Origin of the sequence: Methylophilus aquaticus (assembly GCF_030769565.1) — a bacterium.
GTDB classification, from domain to species: domain Bacteria; phylum Pseudomonadota; class Gammaproteobacteria; order Burkholderiales; family Methylophilaceae; genus Methylophilus; species Methylophilus aquaticus.
Genome location: NZ_JAVCAP010000026.1, coordinates 13,234 through 26,620, shown reverse-complemented (window position 1 = coordinate 26,620; position 13,387 = coordinate 13,234). Strand labels below are relative to the sequence as shown.

The following is a 13,387-nucleotide window of genomic DNA, read 5'->3' as shown; positions in this document are numbered from 1 at the left end:
TTTTATTGTGATTTTATAATGCAGCTTTAATGATCACCTCTAATGCCGTGGTTGGCCGACCAATGAGCTGGCTTAATTGCTTGCCATCATTAAATAACTGACCGTTTGATACCCCAGCATCCGAATCAGACAGCAACTCTGCAATGGGCTCAGGCAAGCCTGCATTGAGTAATGCTTTTTTATATTCGGCTTGGGGTAGATTTACGTAGGGGATAGCTTTACCGGTTTGGCGTGAGAGTTCGGCGGCAAACTCGTCCAGCGTAAATGCCGTGTCACCTGCCAATGCATACACGTTGCCTGCGTGGTGATCCGTCGTCAGTACCACACTGGCCGCTTCTGCATAGTCAGCGCGTGCTGCAGCCGAGATCTTGCCTTGCCCTGCCGCACCATACACTGCGCCCAATGCCAATGCCGCTGGTATCCCCGCGGCATAGTTTTCCGTGTACCAACCATTACGCAAAATCACAAATGGCAAACCAGCGCTTTGTATCGCGGCTTCGGTCGCCTTGTGTTCAGCGGCAAGGCCCAGTGACGAAGTATCCGCGCGTAACAGGCTGGTGTAAGCCAATAAGCTTACGTTTGCACGTTTGGCGGCTTCAATCACGGCTTGATGCTGCTTGACGCGCAAGCCGATTTCGCTTGATGAGATCAACAAGACTTTTTCTGCGCCTGACAATGCTGCATCCCAGCTTTCAGGCTGGTTGTAATCGGCAAAGCGTACCTGCACACCCAATGCCGCGATGTCTTGCGCTTTTTCAACATGACGCACCGCAGCCACAATGCTGCTTGCAGGCACTTTTTTGAGTAAATGTTCAATCACTAAACGACCCAGTTGGCCTGTAGCACCGGTAACAACAATCATATACACCCTTTCAACACATGAAATAAATTGAGAACGCGCAGGTTATCATCTATACTTACTTAAAGTAAGTACGCACAAAAAGGTAAGTATGAAAACAGAGGAAACGACAGGTGTATTGGCCAATGCCATGCGACGCGGAGAAGTGCTCTCGCCTGATTGCCCTTCACGAGAAATATTGAAGCACGTGACCAGCCAGTGGGGGGTATTGGTATTGGTGGCGTTGTTGGGCGGGACACTACGCTTCAGTGAACTACGGCGCAGAGTGGGTGTGATCAGTGAAAAAATGCTCACCCAAACGCTGCAACAATTAGAGCAGGATGGCTTTGTAAAACGGGTGTCTTACCCCGTTGTACCGCCGCATGTGGAATACTCGCTGACGCCGCTAGGCGAAGGCATCAGCCTGAAAGTGGAGGCGCTGACAGACTGGATAGAAGTCAATCTCGCGGAGATCATGCATAGCCAACACTCCGCGGAGCGTAAACATCAGTCAGCGTAACCCGCATAGTGGAACTAACAGATAGCGTACTTAAAAGCGTTTAGGCTTGGGCAGCACTGCTTTGGCTTCTGCCAAACGCATTTGCTTTTTGGCTTCATCCTCACGCACGGCGTCTATCACGCGTACCACACTTTTTAAATCTACCGGTTTATCGTCTTGTTTAAATTTGCCAGTGAGCACCGTTTCGGGGGTGAGGGCACCTTTTGCGTAGAGCGCCCAGATTTCTTTGCCATAGTGCGTGTTGATAAGCTCAGGCGCAAATTGACCAAAAAAATCGGCCAGGTTGCCTACATCGCGTTCCAGCATGCTCATGGCGTGGTTATTACCTGCGGCATCAACCGCTTGAGGTAAGTCGATGATGATCGGGCCATGGGCACTGAGCAGGATATTAAACTCGGAAAGGTCGCCGTGGACGATGCCAGCGCATAGCATGCGCACAACTTCTTTGAGCAGCGACTGGTGGTGCTGGCGGGCTTGTTCGGCGGTGAACACCACGTCGTTGAGCCGTGGCGCGGCATTGCCTTCGGCGTCGGTGACTAAATCCATGATCAACACCCCTTCGTAAAACTGATAGGGGGTGGGTACGCTTACACCTGCGGCGGCTAGACGGTACAGGGCATCGACCTCAGCGCTTTGCCAGGCTTCTTCTTGTGCTTGTTTGCCGTATTTTGAGCCTTTGGCCATGGCCCGCGCCTGACGGCTGCTCTTGACTTTGCGGCCTTCGGTGTAATCGACACTTTGGCGGAAACTGCGTTTGTTGGCTTCTTTATACACCTTGGCGCAGCGAATTTCTTCACCGCAGCGCACCACGTACACTGTGGCTTCTTTGCCGCTCATTAACTGGCGCATGACTTCATCTACCACGCCATCTTCAATCAGCGGCTCTAATCTTTTTGGGGTTTTCATAATACGGGCTATTAATAATTGTGGTCAGACTACCATTAAATGGGGTGATAGAGACGTGATTGCAATTTGCGTTGCGTGTTTATCTGTCAATCATCATAAAAAAACCGCCTCACTGGGAGGCGGTTTTTATCGGTCAACCTGTTTTAAATTACAGAACAGATTGTTCAAGGACGTTTTGGCTTCGGCCGCTTCGCTTAACATCGCCTTGGAAATCCAAGGCGAGTTAGCCTACGCCGAAATGTTGTGAATCCTTACAAAACGCTTTTTACGGTATTCACAACATTTTCAACTGTGAAACCGAAGTGCTTCAACAGTACGCCGCCTGGAGCAGACTCACCGAATGTGTCGATACCGACAACAGCACCTTCTAAACCAACATACTTGCGCCAGAAGTCTGGGTGAGCAGCTTCAATGGCCACGCGTTTTACGCCTGGAGTCAATACGCTGTCTTTGTATGCCTGGTCTTGACGGTCGAATACGTTGGTGGATGGCATGGAAACCACACGCACTTTAGTACCCGCTGCGTTCAATTCAGCAGCTGCTTGAATGGCCAGATCCAACTCGGAACCGTTAGCGATGATGATCACTTGTGCGCCAGCCACGTCAGAGAACACGTAGCCACCCTTACGGATCAAGTCGAAGTCTTTAGCATCGTGTTTGATGCCTGGCACTGCTTGACGGCTTAATACCAGGCTGGTTGGGCCTTCAGTGCGCTCTACTGCAGCCACCCAAGCAACGGTGGTTTCTGTAGAGTCAGCTGGACGCCATACATCCATACGAGGAATCAAACGCAGACCAGAAGTGTTTTCTACTGGTTGGTGGGTAGGACCGTCTTCACCTTGACCGATAGAGTCATGGGTCAATACGTAAACCACACGTTGATGCATCAACGCAGACATACGCATACCGTTTTTCATGTAGTCAGAGAACATGTGGAAAGTACCGCCGTATGGCAACAAGCCACCGTGCAATGCCATACCGTTCATGATCGCAGCCATACCGAACTCACGTACACCGTAAGAGATGTAGTTGCCTGGCTCTTTACCGCTCACGTGTTTGAACTCTTTAGCTGCTGTGAGGTTAGAACCTGTCAGGTCAGCTGAACCGCCCAAGAATTCTGGCAAGATTGGCGCCAACGCAGTAATCGCTTTTTGTGAAGCTTGACGCGTAGCCAATTTCTCAGCTTTTTCGTTAGTTTCAGCGATGATGGCGTCGGTCAGTGCTTTCCAGTTAGCTGGCAATTCGCCGGCCATACGGCGTTTGAATTCAGCAGCTTCTGCTGGGTAGGCAGCTGCGTAAGCAGCAAATTTAGCATCCCAAGCAGCTTCACGCTCGGCACCTTTGGCTTTTTGGTCCCAGCCTGCGTATACGTCAGCAGGAATCACGAATGGCTCGTGTGCCCAACCGATTTCAGCACGGGTTGCTGCAACTTCAGCTTCGCCCAATGCGGAACCGTGGCAGTCGTGTGAACCAGATTTGTTTGGTGAACCTTTACCGATAATGGTTTTACAGCAGATCAGTGATGGTTTATCAGTGACTTTTTTAGCTGCGTCTACTGCAGCCTGGATAGCCGCTTGGTCGTGACCATCAACTGATACAACGTGCCAGCCATAAGCTTCAAAACGTTTAGCGGTGTCGTCTGTGTACCAGCCTTCGATATGACCGTCGATAGAAATACCGTTGTCATCCCAGAAAGCCATCAGTTTGCCCAGGCCCCAAGTACCAGCCAGTGCGCAAGCTTCGTGAGAAACGCCTTCCATCATGCAACCGTCGCCCAGGAACACATAAGTGTAGTGGTCGACAATGTCGTGGCCTGGCTTGTTGAACTGGCTAGCCAGCAACTTTTCAGCCATCGCGAAACCCACGCCGTTGGCGATACCCTGGCCTAATGGACCCGTAGTGGTTTCAACGCCTGGTGCGTAGCTGTACTCAGGGTGACCCGCACATTTGGAGTGCAATTGACGGAAAGTTTTGATGTCGTCGATAGACACATCGTAACCTGTCAGGTGCAGCAAGGAGTAAATCAGCATGGAGCCATGGCCGTTTGACAACACGAAGCGGTCACGGTTAGCCCATTGCGGGTTGCTTGGATTGTGGCTGAGGTTGTGGTTCCACACTACTTCAGCAATTTCAGCCATACCCATAGGCGCGCCTGGGTGACCGGAGTTTGCTTTTTGTACAGCGTCCATGCTTAGAGCACGGATGGCGTTGCACAAGTCGACACGAGTTGCCATTGTTTTCTCCCTAATGAAAATAACGAGCGGTCTTACATAAAAAACTGCAAAACCTTGATTGAATTCTTTAAAAAGGGCCAAAAACCACCCTTTTACGGAAAGGCTAGATTATTCCCTAGAACCCGTTTTTCTTCAAGGGTTAATGGGGATTTAATTCACGCCGTACCCTTATGCATCGTGGCAAAAAATGTGCTGTTGTAAAAGTATGCAGGTAGCCATGCCGCACGAATTCCCCTACCATGTTAAAAACCATTGATAGCAAAGGAGCTGAAAAACATGTCTGACGAACGAATTATTATGCGCGTGGGTGAAGCATTGGTCGCGGGCGGCCCACCCGGTACGGCTGCAGAACCCGAAGTGGCGATTGGCGAAATGAACGGGCCGATGGGCACCGCGTTTGCCAATTTACTGGGTGACCAGGTGAAAGGCCATACCCGCGTACTGGCCATCATGAACACCGACATCATGGTGCGTCCAGCCACGCTGATGGTGAGTAAAGTAACGGTGAAAGACCCGCGTTATACCAATATTCTGATGGGGACCGTGCAAGGCGCGATTGCCAACGGCGTGCTCGATGCAGTGCGTAGCGGCGACATCCCGAAAGAAAAAGCCAATGATTTGGGGATTATCGTTTCAGTATGGTTAAGCCCGGCCATTCTGGAACAGGAAAAAATCGACCATAAAGCGCTGTTTGATATCCACCGTGAGGCAACCTTCAAGGCGATCCAGAAAGCTTTGCGCAATGAGCCGAGCATCGACTGGCTGCTGGAAAACCAGGAGAAAATTGTGCATAAGTATTATCAGATGGGCCTGGACGGAAAAATCTGATCATAAATAGCTGCGCAGGCAATTTGCGGCGTGCTGACTTAATAAAAAACCCTCTCTTGCTGTTGCAAGAGAGGAAAACGAACCCTTGGAGATCAATTCAGGGGTTATATAGAGAAAACATTCAAAGCACCACCACCAGGAGCAGCGTTATATTTGGTCAACTCTTTGTAAGCACCACTAGCGCCCAAGGCGTCAGTGTCGTTCGTCATACCAAGGTTCATAGCAACACCTGCCCAGCCACCAATACCTGAGTAAACGCCTACGTATTGCTTGCCTTTATTACCATAGGTGAATGCGTTTCCAACAACGCCTGAACCCACTTGAATTTTCCAAAGCTCTTTACCGGACTTAGCATCCACAGCCTTAAACCAACGATCCAAAGTTCCGTAGAACACAATGTCACCAGCAGATGTCAGAGCGCCACTCCAAGTAGAGAACTTCTCTTTGTTGTACCAGACATTTTTACCATTCATTGGGTTATAGGCAGCAAAACCGCCCATTACGCCATCAGGACCAGGGAACATTGTTAATGTCGCACCTACCCAAGGTTGACCTGCAATATATTTGGACTCAACTGGCTCATATGTCATACATAAGTGATTGAGTGGAGAATACATATAACCGGTTCTTGGTGAGTAAGCTGCGGGTTGCTGATCTTTCGTACCTTGTGCTGCAGGACAAATACCTTTTGCGTTGTAATCTTGGTGAGTAGACCCTGAAGCGAGTTTGTCAGGAATGCCGGTTTTAAGATCAACCTTGCTTGCCCAGTTTACAAATGGATGTACTTTTTCAGCTACAACCAAAGTACCTGTCTTTGCTTCAAAGGTATATGCAAAACCATTACGGTCATGGTGCCATGCATATGTCTTGTTGTTTTTATCGAACAAGATAATTTCGTTCACACCATCGTAATCCCACTCGTCATGAGGTGTTTTTTGATAACCCCATTTAGCCATACCTGTATCAACATCACGGGCAAAAATAGTCATTGTCCATTTGTTGTCGCCAGGACGTACATCCGGGTTCCAAACGGATGGGTTGGCAGTACCGTAATAGACTAGGTTAGTTTTAGGATCGAATGAGTACCAACCCCAGATTGAACCACCACCATGCTCCCAACCATTTTTGATTGCTTGTGGTTTCAACCAAGTTCTAGTGCCCAAATCCTTTTCTGGATACTGGAGTTGCTCTTTCTTCAAAGCTTTGAATGAACCGCCTTCTTTGTTACCGCCGTTTACATCTTGGTAAACAGACAACGCGCTGTAATGTGGGTTGTCAGCGTTAAAGCCCTCACCAATTAATGCATCTTGATCTGAACCCGTGCTGTAGGCACGCCATGCAATTGAACCATCTTTAGCGTTGTATGCTGTCATGTAGCAACGCAAACCGAACTCGGCGCCTGAGCAACCAACAATTACTTTATCTTTGATTACGTGCGGAGCTGCAGTTAACGTACCACCAACCTTGTAATCTACAACGCGTTGATCCCAAACTTTGGCGCCAGTTTTAGCATTCAGAGCTACAACCATGCCATCATTCTGCACTAGGTAAATATTGCCATGCCCGTAACCCAGACCACGGTTTACGTTGTCACAGCACAAAACAGCTTGCACTGCTGGTTCTTGTTTAGGGAAATAGGACCAGAGAATCTTCTGGCTATCATTCAGATCTAGCGCATACACATTGTTTGGAAATGCAGTGATGATGTACATAACACCATCAACAACTACCGGTGAACCTTCATGTCCGCGATTAACACCCGTTGCAAACGACCATTGAGTCTTCAAATTTTTCACGTTTGTCGTGTTGATTTGATTTAAGGTGCTATAGCCTTGGTTATTGTACTGGCCACGGGGATGGGCCCAGTTGTTTGGGTTCTTCATTGCTGCCTCCAAATCAGTTTCAGCATGCGAAACTGAAATAAAGCCTAATGCACTAGCTAGTGCCCCGACTGCCAGTAAGGTTGATTTAGCTTTCATTGATTATCTCCATTTGTGATAGTCTTGCTTTTAGATCTCCCGGTATTCTGGGATTTACTGATTTAATCAGTGCGCTTACTGTAGCTATCTGGATCCAATAGAAAACCAGCCAGAATTCAAATCTTCATGGGTCCAATGATAAAAAACTCCTGGGCCATAAAACCATATGTAAACTATCAATTAAGACCAGCCAGGCTTTAGAGCCAAGATGCTGGAGAAATTGAGGGAGGCATGTTAAGACCTTGGGATCTGGTACTCAAAATAGACGAGTCATCAAGCACTCCAATCTATATGCAACTTGTAGCTTTAATCATTTCGGAGATCAAAGAAGGTCGCCTGAAATCATTAGATGCATTACCGGGAACTAGGGAGTTAGCGACAAAACTCGAAATCAACCGGAAGACTGTTGTCCTCGCATACGATGAGTTGATTGCACAAGGCTGGCTCAAAGCAGAAGGTAGACGAGGAACCTTCGTTTCTCAAAGATTGCCTTTAAGTCCGCAGTCCGAAATTCAAAAACTCAACAAATCCGACATCGCGCCTAAGTCGAAAGCCCAGAAGCTGTTCGAGGTAAATATTAATGACGGCGTTCCTGACTCTCGCCTCATTCCATTTGAAATCATTTCACGGGCGTTCAGACATGCATTAATCAGTACAGCGCGCTCCAGTAGACTGGGTTACAGCAATCCATTAGGCACGGATGAGCTTCGCTCAGCAATTGCCAACATGCTGAATATGGAGAGAGGCCTGCACGTCAGTTCAGACAACATTTGTATTGTTCGCGGTAGCCAGATGGGCATCTTTCTGATTGCCAAGGTATTGATTAAACCAGGTGATGCTGTGGTTATGGAACGGCTGAGTTATCAGCCAGCAAAGCTAGCCTTTCAGGCGTGTGGCGCAGAAGTGATAACAGTCGAAACTGATGAGCACGGAATGAACATCGATCAGCTAGATCATATATGCACCCAACGAGATGTTAGATTTATTTATGTGACTCCACACCATCAATTTCCGACAACTGTGATGATGAGTATGGAACGCCGGTTGCAGCTATTAAACGTCGCAGCAAAACATGGCTTTAAAGTGCTTGAAGACGATTACGACCATGAGTTCCATTACACTCTCCACCCTGTATTGCCATTGGCATGTCGAGATCAAGCTTCAGTCATTTATGTTGGCTCCCTTTCAAAGGTGTTAGCACCTGGTTTGCGTGTGGGATACATCGTGGGCCCTGAAGATTTTATTGACGAGTGCGCTGATCACATAATGATTATTGACAGGCAAGGTAACCCCGTCACTGAATTGGCCGCTGCGGAATTAATGGGCACAGGCGAACTGAAACGCCATATCCTGAAAACATTAAAAATTTACGACCAGCGCAGACAAAGACTGGCCAATACTTTAAGCAAAGACTTTTCTGAAATATTCTCGTTTAGTGTTCCCAACGGCGGCTTAGCTTTTTGGTTGAAACTGCTAAAGACAATTTCTATGGCAGAGCTCTTAGCCAGGGCCAAAAAGGCAGGCATGCATTTCAATCGAGACAGCATCTACGAGGACTCTGATAATAACCTTGATGCAATTAGGCTTGGGTTTGGCAGCCATGATGACAGGCAAATAGAAATACTGCTTCAAAGATTATTAGAAATTCTGACCAACTAATTTGATGGGTCCAGCACACTTTGGACCATCTCGTTTTCCATAACAGGCTCACTACAAAACCTCTCCGCTTTAATACATTTACATCAGCCATATTTTTGACGTGTATCGGAATCCAACTGCGGGTTAAGGAGAGATTAAATGAACCATTCAGCAATGCGCAGAAAAGATGCGATTGTGATTCGCCATCTCGGCTTCGAGGACTTAGGTACTCTTGGCCCAATATTGCTTAGTAGAAATTACGATATCCGCTACTTCGAGGCTGGCGGCGAAATGCCTACACTCCCAGACGTTATCCAAACAGATCTTCTGGTTATTTTGGGTGGGCCAATTAGTGTTTATGAGATTGGGCGCTACCCTTTTTTGGTTGAAGAATTTGAATTAATCCATGCGAGATTAATCGCACGTAAACCAATGCTTGGGATTTGCCTTGGGGCTCAGATGATTGCAAAAGCACACGGGGCTGAAGTAATGCCCATGAGGCTTGGTAAAGAGATTGGTTTTTCGCCATTAAAGCTGACCTTCGAAGGCACGAACTCTGTACTGAAGAATATAGATGACTCCACACAAGTATTGCATTGGCATGGTGATCAGTTTTCTATTCCACCCAATGCTAAATTATTGGCTGGAACGGACCATTGCCCCCATCAGGCATTCAGTGTTGATGATTACATCTTGTGCTTACAGTTCCATCTGGAGTTCGATCAAGGCTCTCTTGAAAAATGGTTAATTGGTCATGCAACCGAACTTCATTCACTAAGTGCAAACCTGCATACCTTGAGGAATCTAAATACACTTCATGGAAGTTCTTTAGCCAAGGCGTCTAGAAGGGTTTTTAATGCTTGGTTGGACAAGGCTGAAAAGGATACCTCATGGAAAGTTTAATTGGAGTTATACAAGCAGTCTGCGTCGGTAAATCCGAACCATTTATTTGTCCAGGAACATACAGCGCCATTTCAAAAAGCTCAGTACGCAATGAGATTGCCGTGTATTACGAGGGCCTAGAAGGCGATGAACAAGCGGACGTTCATGTTCATGGTGGTTTGGACAAGGCAATACATATCTATCCATTTGAACATTACACGGAATGGAAGGATGAGCTGAGAGGGCCAACCACGAGGTTTATGAGTCATGGATTGTTTGGTGAGAATCTGAGTACTTTGGGACTTACTGAAAAGAATATCTGCCTCGGCGATGTTTTATCGATCGGCAACGTGAAACTGGAGGTTACCCAAACACGTCAGCCATGCTGGAAAGTAAATGAAAAATTCAGAATCCCGGGCTTGGCCAATCTCATGCAGAAAACCATGAGAACAGGTTTCTATTGCAGAGTACTTCAGCCGGGATTACTTGCCTCTGGTCACAGTATTGAGCTTACACAAAGGCCTTACCCAAATTGGCCGTTAGAAAGGCTGCTTAAACTTTTGTATATCAATCCTCTTGATCAACAGGAGCTGGAGGAAGTATTGACTATTCGTCTGGTACCAAGATGGAAAAAATTGTTCGAACAGAGACTTTCTACACAAACAATTGAGGATTGGACTAGAAGACTTTCAGGACAGGTACCGTATGAGCGCACGCTATAGAATCGTTGTTTGGAAAAACTTCCGCTTCTGGTGCAAAGTCGATATGCATGGGCCTATAGCCAAGGAGGCCATGAAGGAAATGATATCTCTTCTGAGCACTCAAAGTGGCTATTCAGTTGAATTACAGGTTTCCCATGAGGACAAAAGAATTCTAGAAACCAGCCCTAGTGGTATTCGACTATTGGCCGTTGAGCCAATTTTCACCACTGTTGAAGTAAATTCTTTAGAGCAGAATTAAAAGGACTATCCATGCATATTATGCATACTTACAATCGTCTTCCGGTTAAATTCCAAAAAGGAAAAGGCGACCGTTTATGGGATATCAACAATGTCGAATACATTGATGCGATCTCTGGAATTGGTGTAACGAGTTTAGGCCATGCTCACCCAGTGATTGCGGAGGAAATCTCTGCACAAGCCTCAACGCTGCTCCATACCTCGAATTTTTCTGTCATCGATTGGCAATCTAAACTGGGGCAAAAGCTTTGTGAGTTAAGTGCCATGGATAATGCCTTCATCTGCAATTCAGGCTGTGAGGCAAATGAAGTTGCCTTGAAGATTGCACGTACCCATGGGATCAAACGTGGAATTGAAAAGCCTATGGTCATTGTCATGGACAATGCATTTCATGGCAGGACATTTGCGACTAACGCGGCTAGTTACAATGCTTCGATCGGTACTGGATTTGAATTCGAGCCACATATCACCGGCTTCATCAGAGTGCCATTTAATGATTTGTTATCAATCCAACAACTAGCAACCGAAAGAAGCGACATTGTTGCAATCTTTGTAGAACCCATTCAAGGTGAAGGCGGTATCAGGATATTCGATCCTGGGTATCTTTTGGGTTTACGCGAAGTCTGTAATCAGCAGGAATGGTTGTTGATACTGGATGAAATTCAGACGGGTATTGGACGGACGGGCAAATGGTTCGCATATCAGCATGAATATATCATCCCTGATGTCGTTACATTAGCCAAAGCCTTAGGTAATGGCATCCCAATAGGGGCATGTTTAGCAAAAGGTATCGCTGCAAAGCTGCTATCTCCAGGAGCATACGGCTCCACCTTTGGAGGTAATCCACTGGCCTGTAGAGTGGCATATACTGTTCTCGACATTATTCAATCAGGGGGGTTGATACACCGATCTGAGTCTTTAGGTGCATACATGCTCAAAGCACTCAAATCGACCTTCAGCAACCATTCACAAATTAAGGAAATTCGTGGATTGGGCTTGATGATAGGTATTGAACTGAATCATTCAGCCAAAGAGCTCATGGTGGAAGCCATCAGATACGAAAGACTATTTTTAAATGTCACCCGTGATAAAACTATAAGACTGCTCCCAAGCTTTGTATCGAGTGAAGCGACGATTGATTCAATCATAAAAAGTTTATCTAGAATGATGGTTGCGCCATCCTCAGGCCAGAATCCGCAAGAACTGAGAGAGTTCAGTTTGCCAGCTTAGCAACACCTTACTCTGACAATACGCTTTTACTTTCAACGGACAGTTACGGCAAAGCGTGTAAGTGACGATGCGCATTTTCTAATCTGGTTATTTCGGATAGCAGCCTTAGATGTCTGTTGATAAGCCACTTTAAAGAAGAAGGAATTCTTACTGTCATGGAATGCAAGGGTAGCTTCCTTGACAGGTAAAGTTAAGTGCAACAGATGGCTAAAAGCGGGACTTAATAAAAAAAGGATGCCGGGGCATCCTTCGGGCATCCATTTTTTATTGCACAAATTAGCGCTTTAACGCCGCAATCACTGCTTCAATCGCCTTGCAATTGCCGCGCGCATCGTCAAACGTCAGCAAGGGGGCTTTGCCACCCAGCACGCACTTACTGAAATGCTCGATCTCGAGGTTGAAGTGATTGGCCTTGGGTAACACAATGGTTTCTGCTTTACCTCCCGCCTCCCAGCTGATCACCGGGTCATCGCCCGGATACGCCCACATATTATGGCACTTGATCCAGCCTTTATCGCCAATCAGCTCATACTCTGCTTTTCTGCCACGCTCGAAACTCACATCAAAATGGCCAAAACGCGCGCGGCCTTGTGCATCTGGCCCAAAATCGAGCACACCACTGGCGACCACATCGGCGCCATGCTCATTCAGCTTGCCATACGCCATGGCATTGACCGGCTCGGCAGGCGCATCGCCCCCGCCAAAACACCAGCGCAAAGCGTGAATGGCATACGGGCCGATATCCCACATGGCACCGCCGCCATGCGCCATATCGCGGTTGATGCGGTACATACGGGCAGGCGCCATCAGGAAAGAAAAACTGGCGCGGCAGGACAGCACATCGCCAATCAGGCCACTGTCTACCAGCGCTTTAACCTTGGCATGCTGCGGATGAAAGCGGTACATAAACCCTTCCATCACGGTCACACCTTTGGCTTTGGCAGCGGCTTCAATCTTGTCGATATCTGCCAGGCATGTGGTCATCGGCTTTTCAATCAGCACATGCTTACCCGCCGCAATCGCCTTCAGCGCCCACTCGGCATGCTCCTCATTCGCCATCGGGCAATAGATGGCTTCAACATTGCCATCGGTGATTAGACTGTCCATATCGTCGTAGCACGTGACATCAGCGGCATCAGACGCATACTTGCCCAGGGTGGCTTTGGCAGCCCCGGGACGACGGCTGGCGATGGCGACCAATTGTGCGTTGCTGGCCTCTACGATGGCAGGTAACAGGCGCTCATTCACGCGGGCAGCACCGAGGATGCCCCACTTAAGTGTTTGATGATGCATGGGTAGCCTTCTCTTTTTTAACAGTTGGCCTTGATTATACATCGCTAAAAATATTCGCGGATGCACCCGGCAACGCAGTG

At 47.6% G+C, this 13,387-nt stretch carries 12 protein-coding genes; 7 read left to right on the top strand and 5 right to left on the bottom strand.

The window, feature by feature from the left end:
• Window positions 1–13: 13 nt before the first annotated feature.
• The gene (locus tag Q9291_RS11795) at window positions 14–862 is read right to left on the bottom strand and encodes an SDR family oxidoreductase (RefSeq protein WP_306390261.1); all 849 of its coding nucleotides are present in this window, start codon (window positions 860–862) and stop codon (window positions 14–16) included.
• A gap of 88 nt (window positions 863–950) precedes the next feature.
• On the opposite strand from Q9291_RS11795, the gene Q9291_RS11790 reads away from it, so the two are divergent.
• On the top strand, window positions 951–1,358 hold the full coding sequence (locus Q9291_RS11790) for a winged helix-turn-helix transcriptional regulator (protein WP_306390260.1): 408 nt from the start codon (window positions 951–953) through the stop codon (window positions 1,356–1,358).
• Between the two features lie 30 nt (window positions 1,359–1,388).
• Here Q9291_RS11790 and Q9291_RS11785 read toward each other — a convergent pair whose 3' ends face one another.
• Both Q9291_RS11785 and tkt read right to left on the bottom strand, forming a co-directional pair.
• Window positions 1,389–2,264 (bottom strand): PA4780 family RIO1-like protein kinase, encoded by an 876-nt coding sequence (locus tag Q9291_RS11785; protein ID WP_306390259.1) that lies wholly within the window; start codon window positions 2,262–2,264, stop codon window positions 1,389–1,391.
• A gap of 251 nt (window positions 2,265–2,515) precedes the next feature.
• Window positions 2,516–4,498: a transketolase gene (gene tkt, locus Q9291_RS11780; RefSeq protein ID WP_306390258.1), complete on the bottom strand. Its 1,983-nt coding sequence runs from the start codon at window positions 4,496–4,498 to the stop codon at window positions 2,516–2,518.
• A 276-nt stretch (window positions 4,499–4,774) separates the two neighbouring features.
• Between tkt and fae the strand changes: the two genes are divergently transcribed.
• Window positions 4,775–5,326, top strand: a complete 552-nt coding sequence (fae, locus tag Q9291_RS11775; RefSeq protein WP_019883452.1) for a formaldehyde-activating enzyme — start codon at window positions 4,775–4,777, stop codon at window positions 5,324–5,326.
• Window positions 5,327–5,430: 104 nt separating this feature from the next.
• Here the strand turns inward: fae and Q9291_RS11770 are convergent, their stop codons facing one another.
• Window positions 5,431–7,305, bottom strand: coding sequence for an outer membrane protein assembly factor BamB family protein (locus Q9291_RS11770; protein WP_306390256.1), 1,875 nt, complete (start codon window positions 7,303–7,305; stop codon window positions 5,431–5,433).
• Window positions 7,306–7,536: 231 nt separating this feature from the next.
• On the opposite strand from Q9291_RS11770, the gene pdxR reads away from it, so the two are divergent.
• The 5 genes from pdxR to Q9291_RS11745 all read left to right on the top strand — a co-directional run bounded on the left by pdxR (window position 7,537) and on the right by Q9291_RS11745 (window position 12,014).
• Window positions 7,537–8,964, top strand: coding sequence for a MocR-like pyridoxine biosynthesis transcription factor PdxR (gene pdxR, locus Q9291_RS11765; protein WP_306390255.1), 1,428 nt, complete (start codon window positions 7,537–7,539; stop codon window positions 8,962–8,964).
• Between the two features lie 138 nt (window positions 8,965–9,102).
• Window positions 9,103–9,846, top strand: a complete 744-nt coding sequence (locus Q9291_RS11760) for a glutamine amidotransferase (protein WP_306390254.1) — start codon at window positions 9,103–9,105, stop codon at window positions 9,844–9,846.
• Window positions 9,834–10,547 (top strand): MOSC domain-containing protein, encoded by a 714-nt coding sequence (locus tag Q9291_RS11755; protein ID WP_306390253.1) that lies wholly within the window; start codon window positions 9,834–9,836, stop codon window positions 10,545–10,547. The genes Q9291_RS11760 and Q9291_RS11755 overlap by 13 nt, the downstream gene beginning before the upstream one ends.
• Window positions 10,531–10,785, top strand: coding sequence for a hypothetical protein (locus tag Q9291_RS11750; protein ID WP_306390252.1), 255 nt, complete (start codon window positions 10,531–10,533; stop codon window positions 10,783–10,785). Before Q9291_RS11755 ends, Q9291_RS11750 begins: the two co-directional genes overlap by 17 nt.
• Before the next feature lie 11 nt (window positions 10,786–10,796).
• Window positions 10,797–12,014, top strand: coding sequence for an aspartate aminotransferase family protein (locus tag Q9291_RS11745; protein ID WP_306390251.1), 1,218 nt, complete (start codon window positions 10,797–10,799; stop codon window positions 12,012–12,014).
• A gap of 276 nt (window positions 12,015–12,290) precedes the next feature.
• On the opposite strand, the gene Q9291_RS11740 is transcribed toward Q9291_RS11745, so the two are convergent.
• Window positions 12,291–13,307 (bottom strand): Gfo/Idh/MocA family protein, encoded by a 1,017-nt coding sequence (locus Q9291_RS11740; RefSeq protein ID WP_306390250.1) that lies wholly within the window; start codon window positions 13,305–13,307, stop codon window positions 12,291–12,293.
• Between the last annotated feature and the right edge of the window lie 80 nt (window positions 13,308–13,387).

Excerpts from the sequence above, each read along its gene's own strand:
- Q9291_RS11795 (WP_306390261.1), bottom strand. The coding sequence starts at position 862 with ATGATTGTTGTTACCGGTGCTACAGGCCAACTGGGTCGTTTAGTGATT.
- Q9291_RS11790 (WP_306390260.1), top strand. The coding sequence starts at position 951 with ATGAAAACAGAGGAAACGACAGGTGTATTGGCCAATGCCATGCGACGC.
- Q9291_RS11785 (WP_306390259.1), bottom strand. The coding sequence starts at position 2,264 with ATGAAAACCCCAAAAAGATTAGAGCCGCTGATTGAAGATGGCGTGGTA.
- tkt (WP_306390258.1), bottom strand. The coding sequence starts at position 4,498 with ATGGCAACTCGTGTCGACTTGTGCAACGCCATCCGTGCTCTAAGCATG.
- fae (WP_019883452.1), top strand. The coding sequence starts at position 4,775 with ATGTCTGACGAACGAATTATTATGCGCGTGGGTGAAGCATTGGTCGCG.
- Q9291_RS11770 (WP_306390256.1), bottom strand. The coding sequence starts at position 7,305 with ATGAAAGCTAAATCAACCTTACTGGCAGTCGGGGCACTAGCTAGTGCA.
- pdxR (WP_306390255.1), top strand. The coding sequence starts at position 7,537 with ATGTTAAGACCTTGGGATCTGGTACTCAAAATAGACGAGTCATCAAGC.
- Q9291_RS11760 (WP_306390254.1), top strand. The coding sequence starts at position 9,103 with ATGAACCATTCAGCAATGCGCAGAAAAGATGCGATTGTGATTCGCCAT.
- Q9291_RS11755 (WP_306390253.1), top strand. The coding sequence starts at position 9,834 with ATGGAAAGTTTAATTGGAGTTATACAAGCAGTCTGCGTCGGTAAATCC.
- Q9291_RS11750 (WP_306390252.1), top strand. The coding sequence starts at position 10,531 with ATGAGCGCACGCTATAGAATCGTTGTTTGGAAAAACTTCCGCTTCTGG.
- Q9291_RS11745 (WP_306390251.1), top strand. The coding sequence starts at position 10,797 with ATGCATATTATGCATACTTACAATCGTCTTCCGGTTAAATTCCAAAAA.
- Q9291_RS11740 (WP_306390250.1), bottom strand. The coding sequence starts at position 13,307 with ATGCATCATCAAACACTTAAGTGGGGCATCCTCGGTGCTGCCCGCGTG.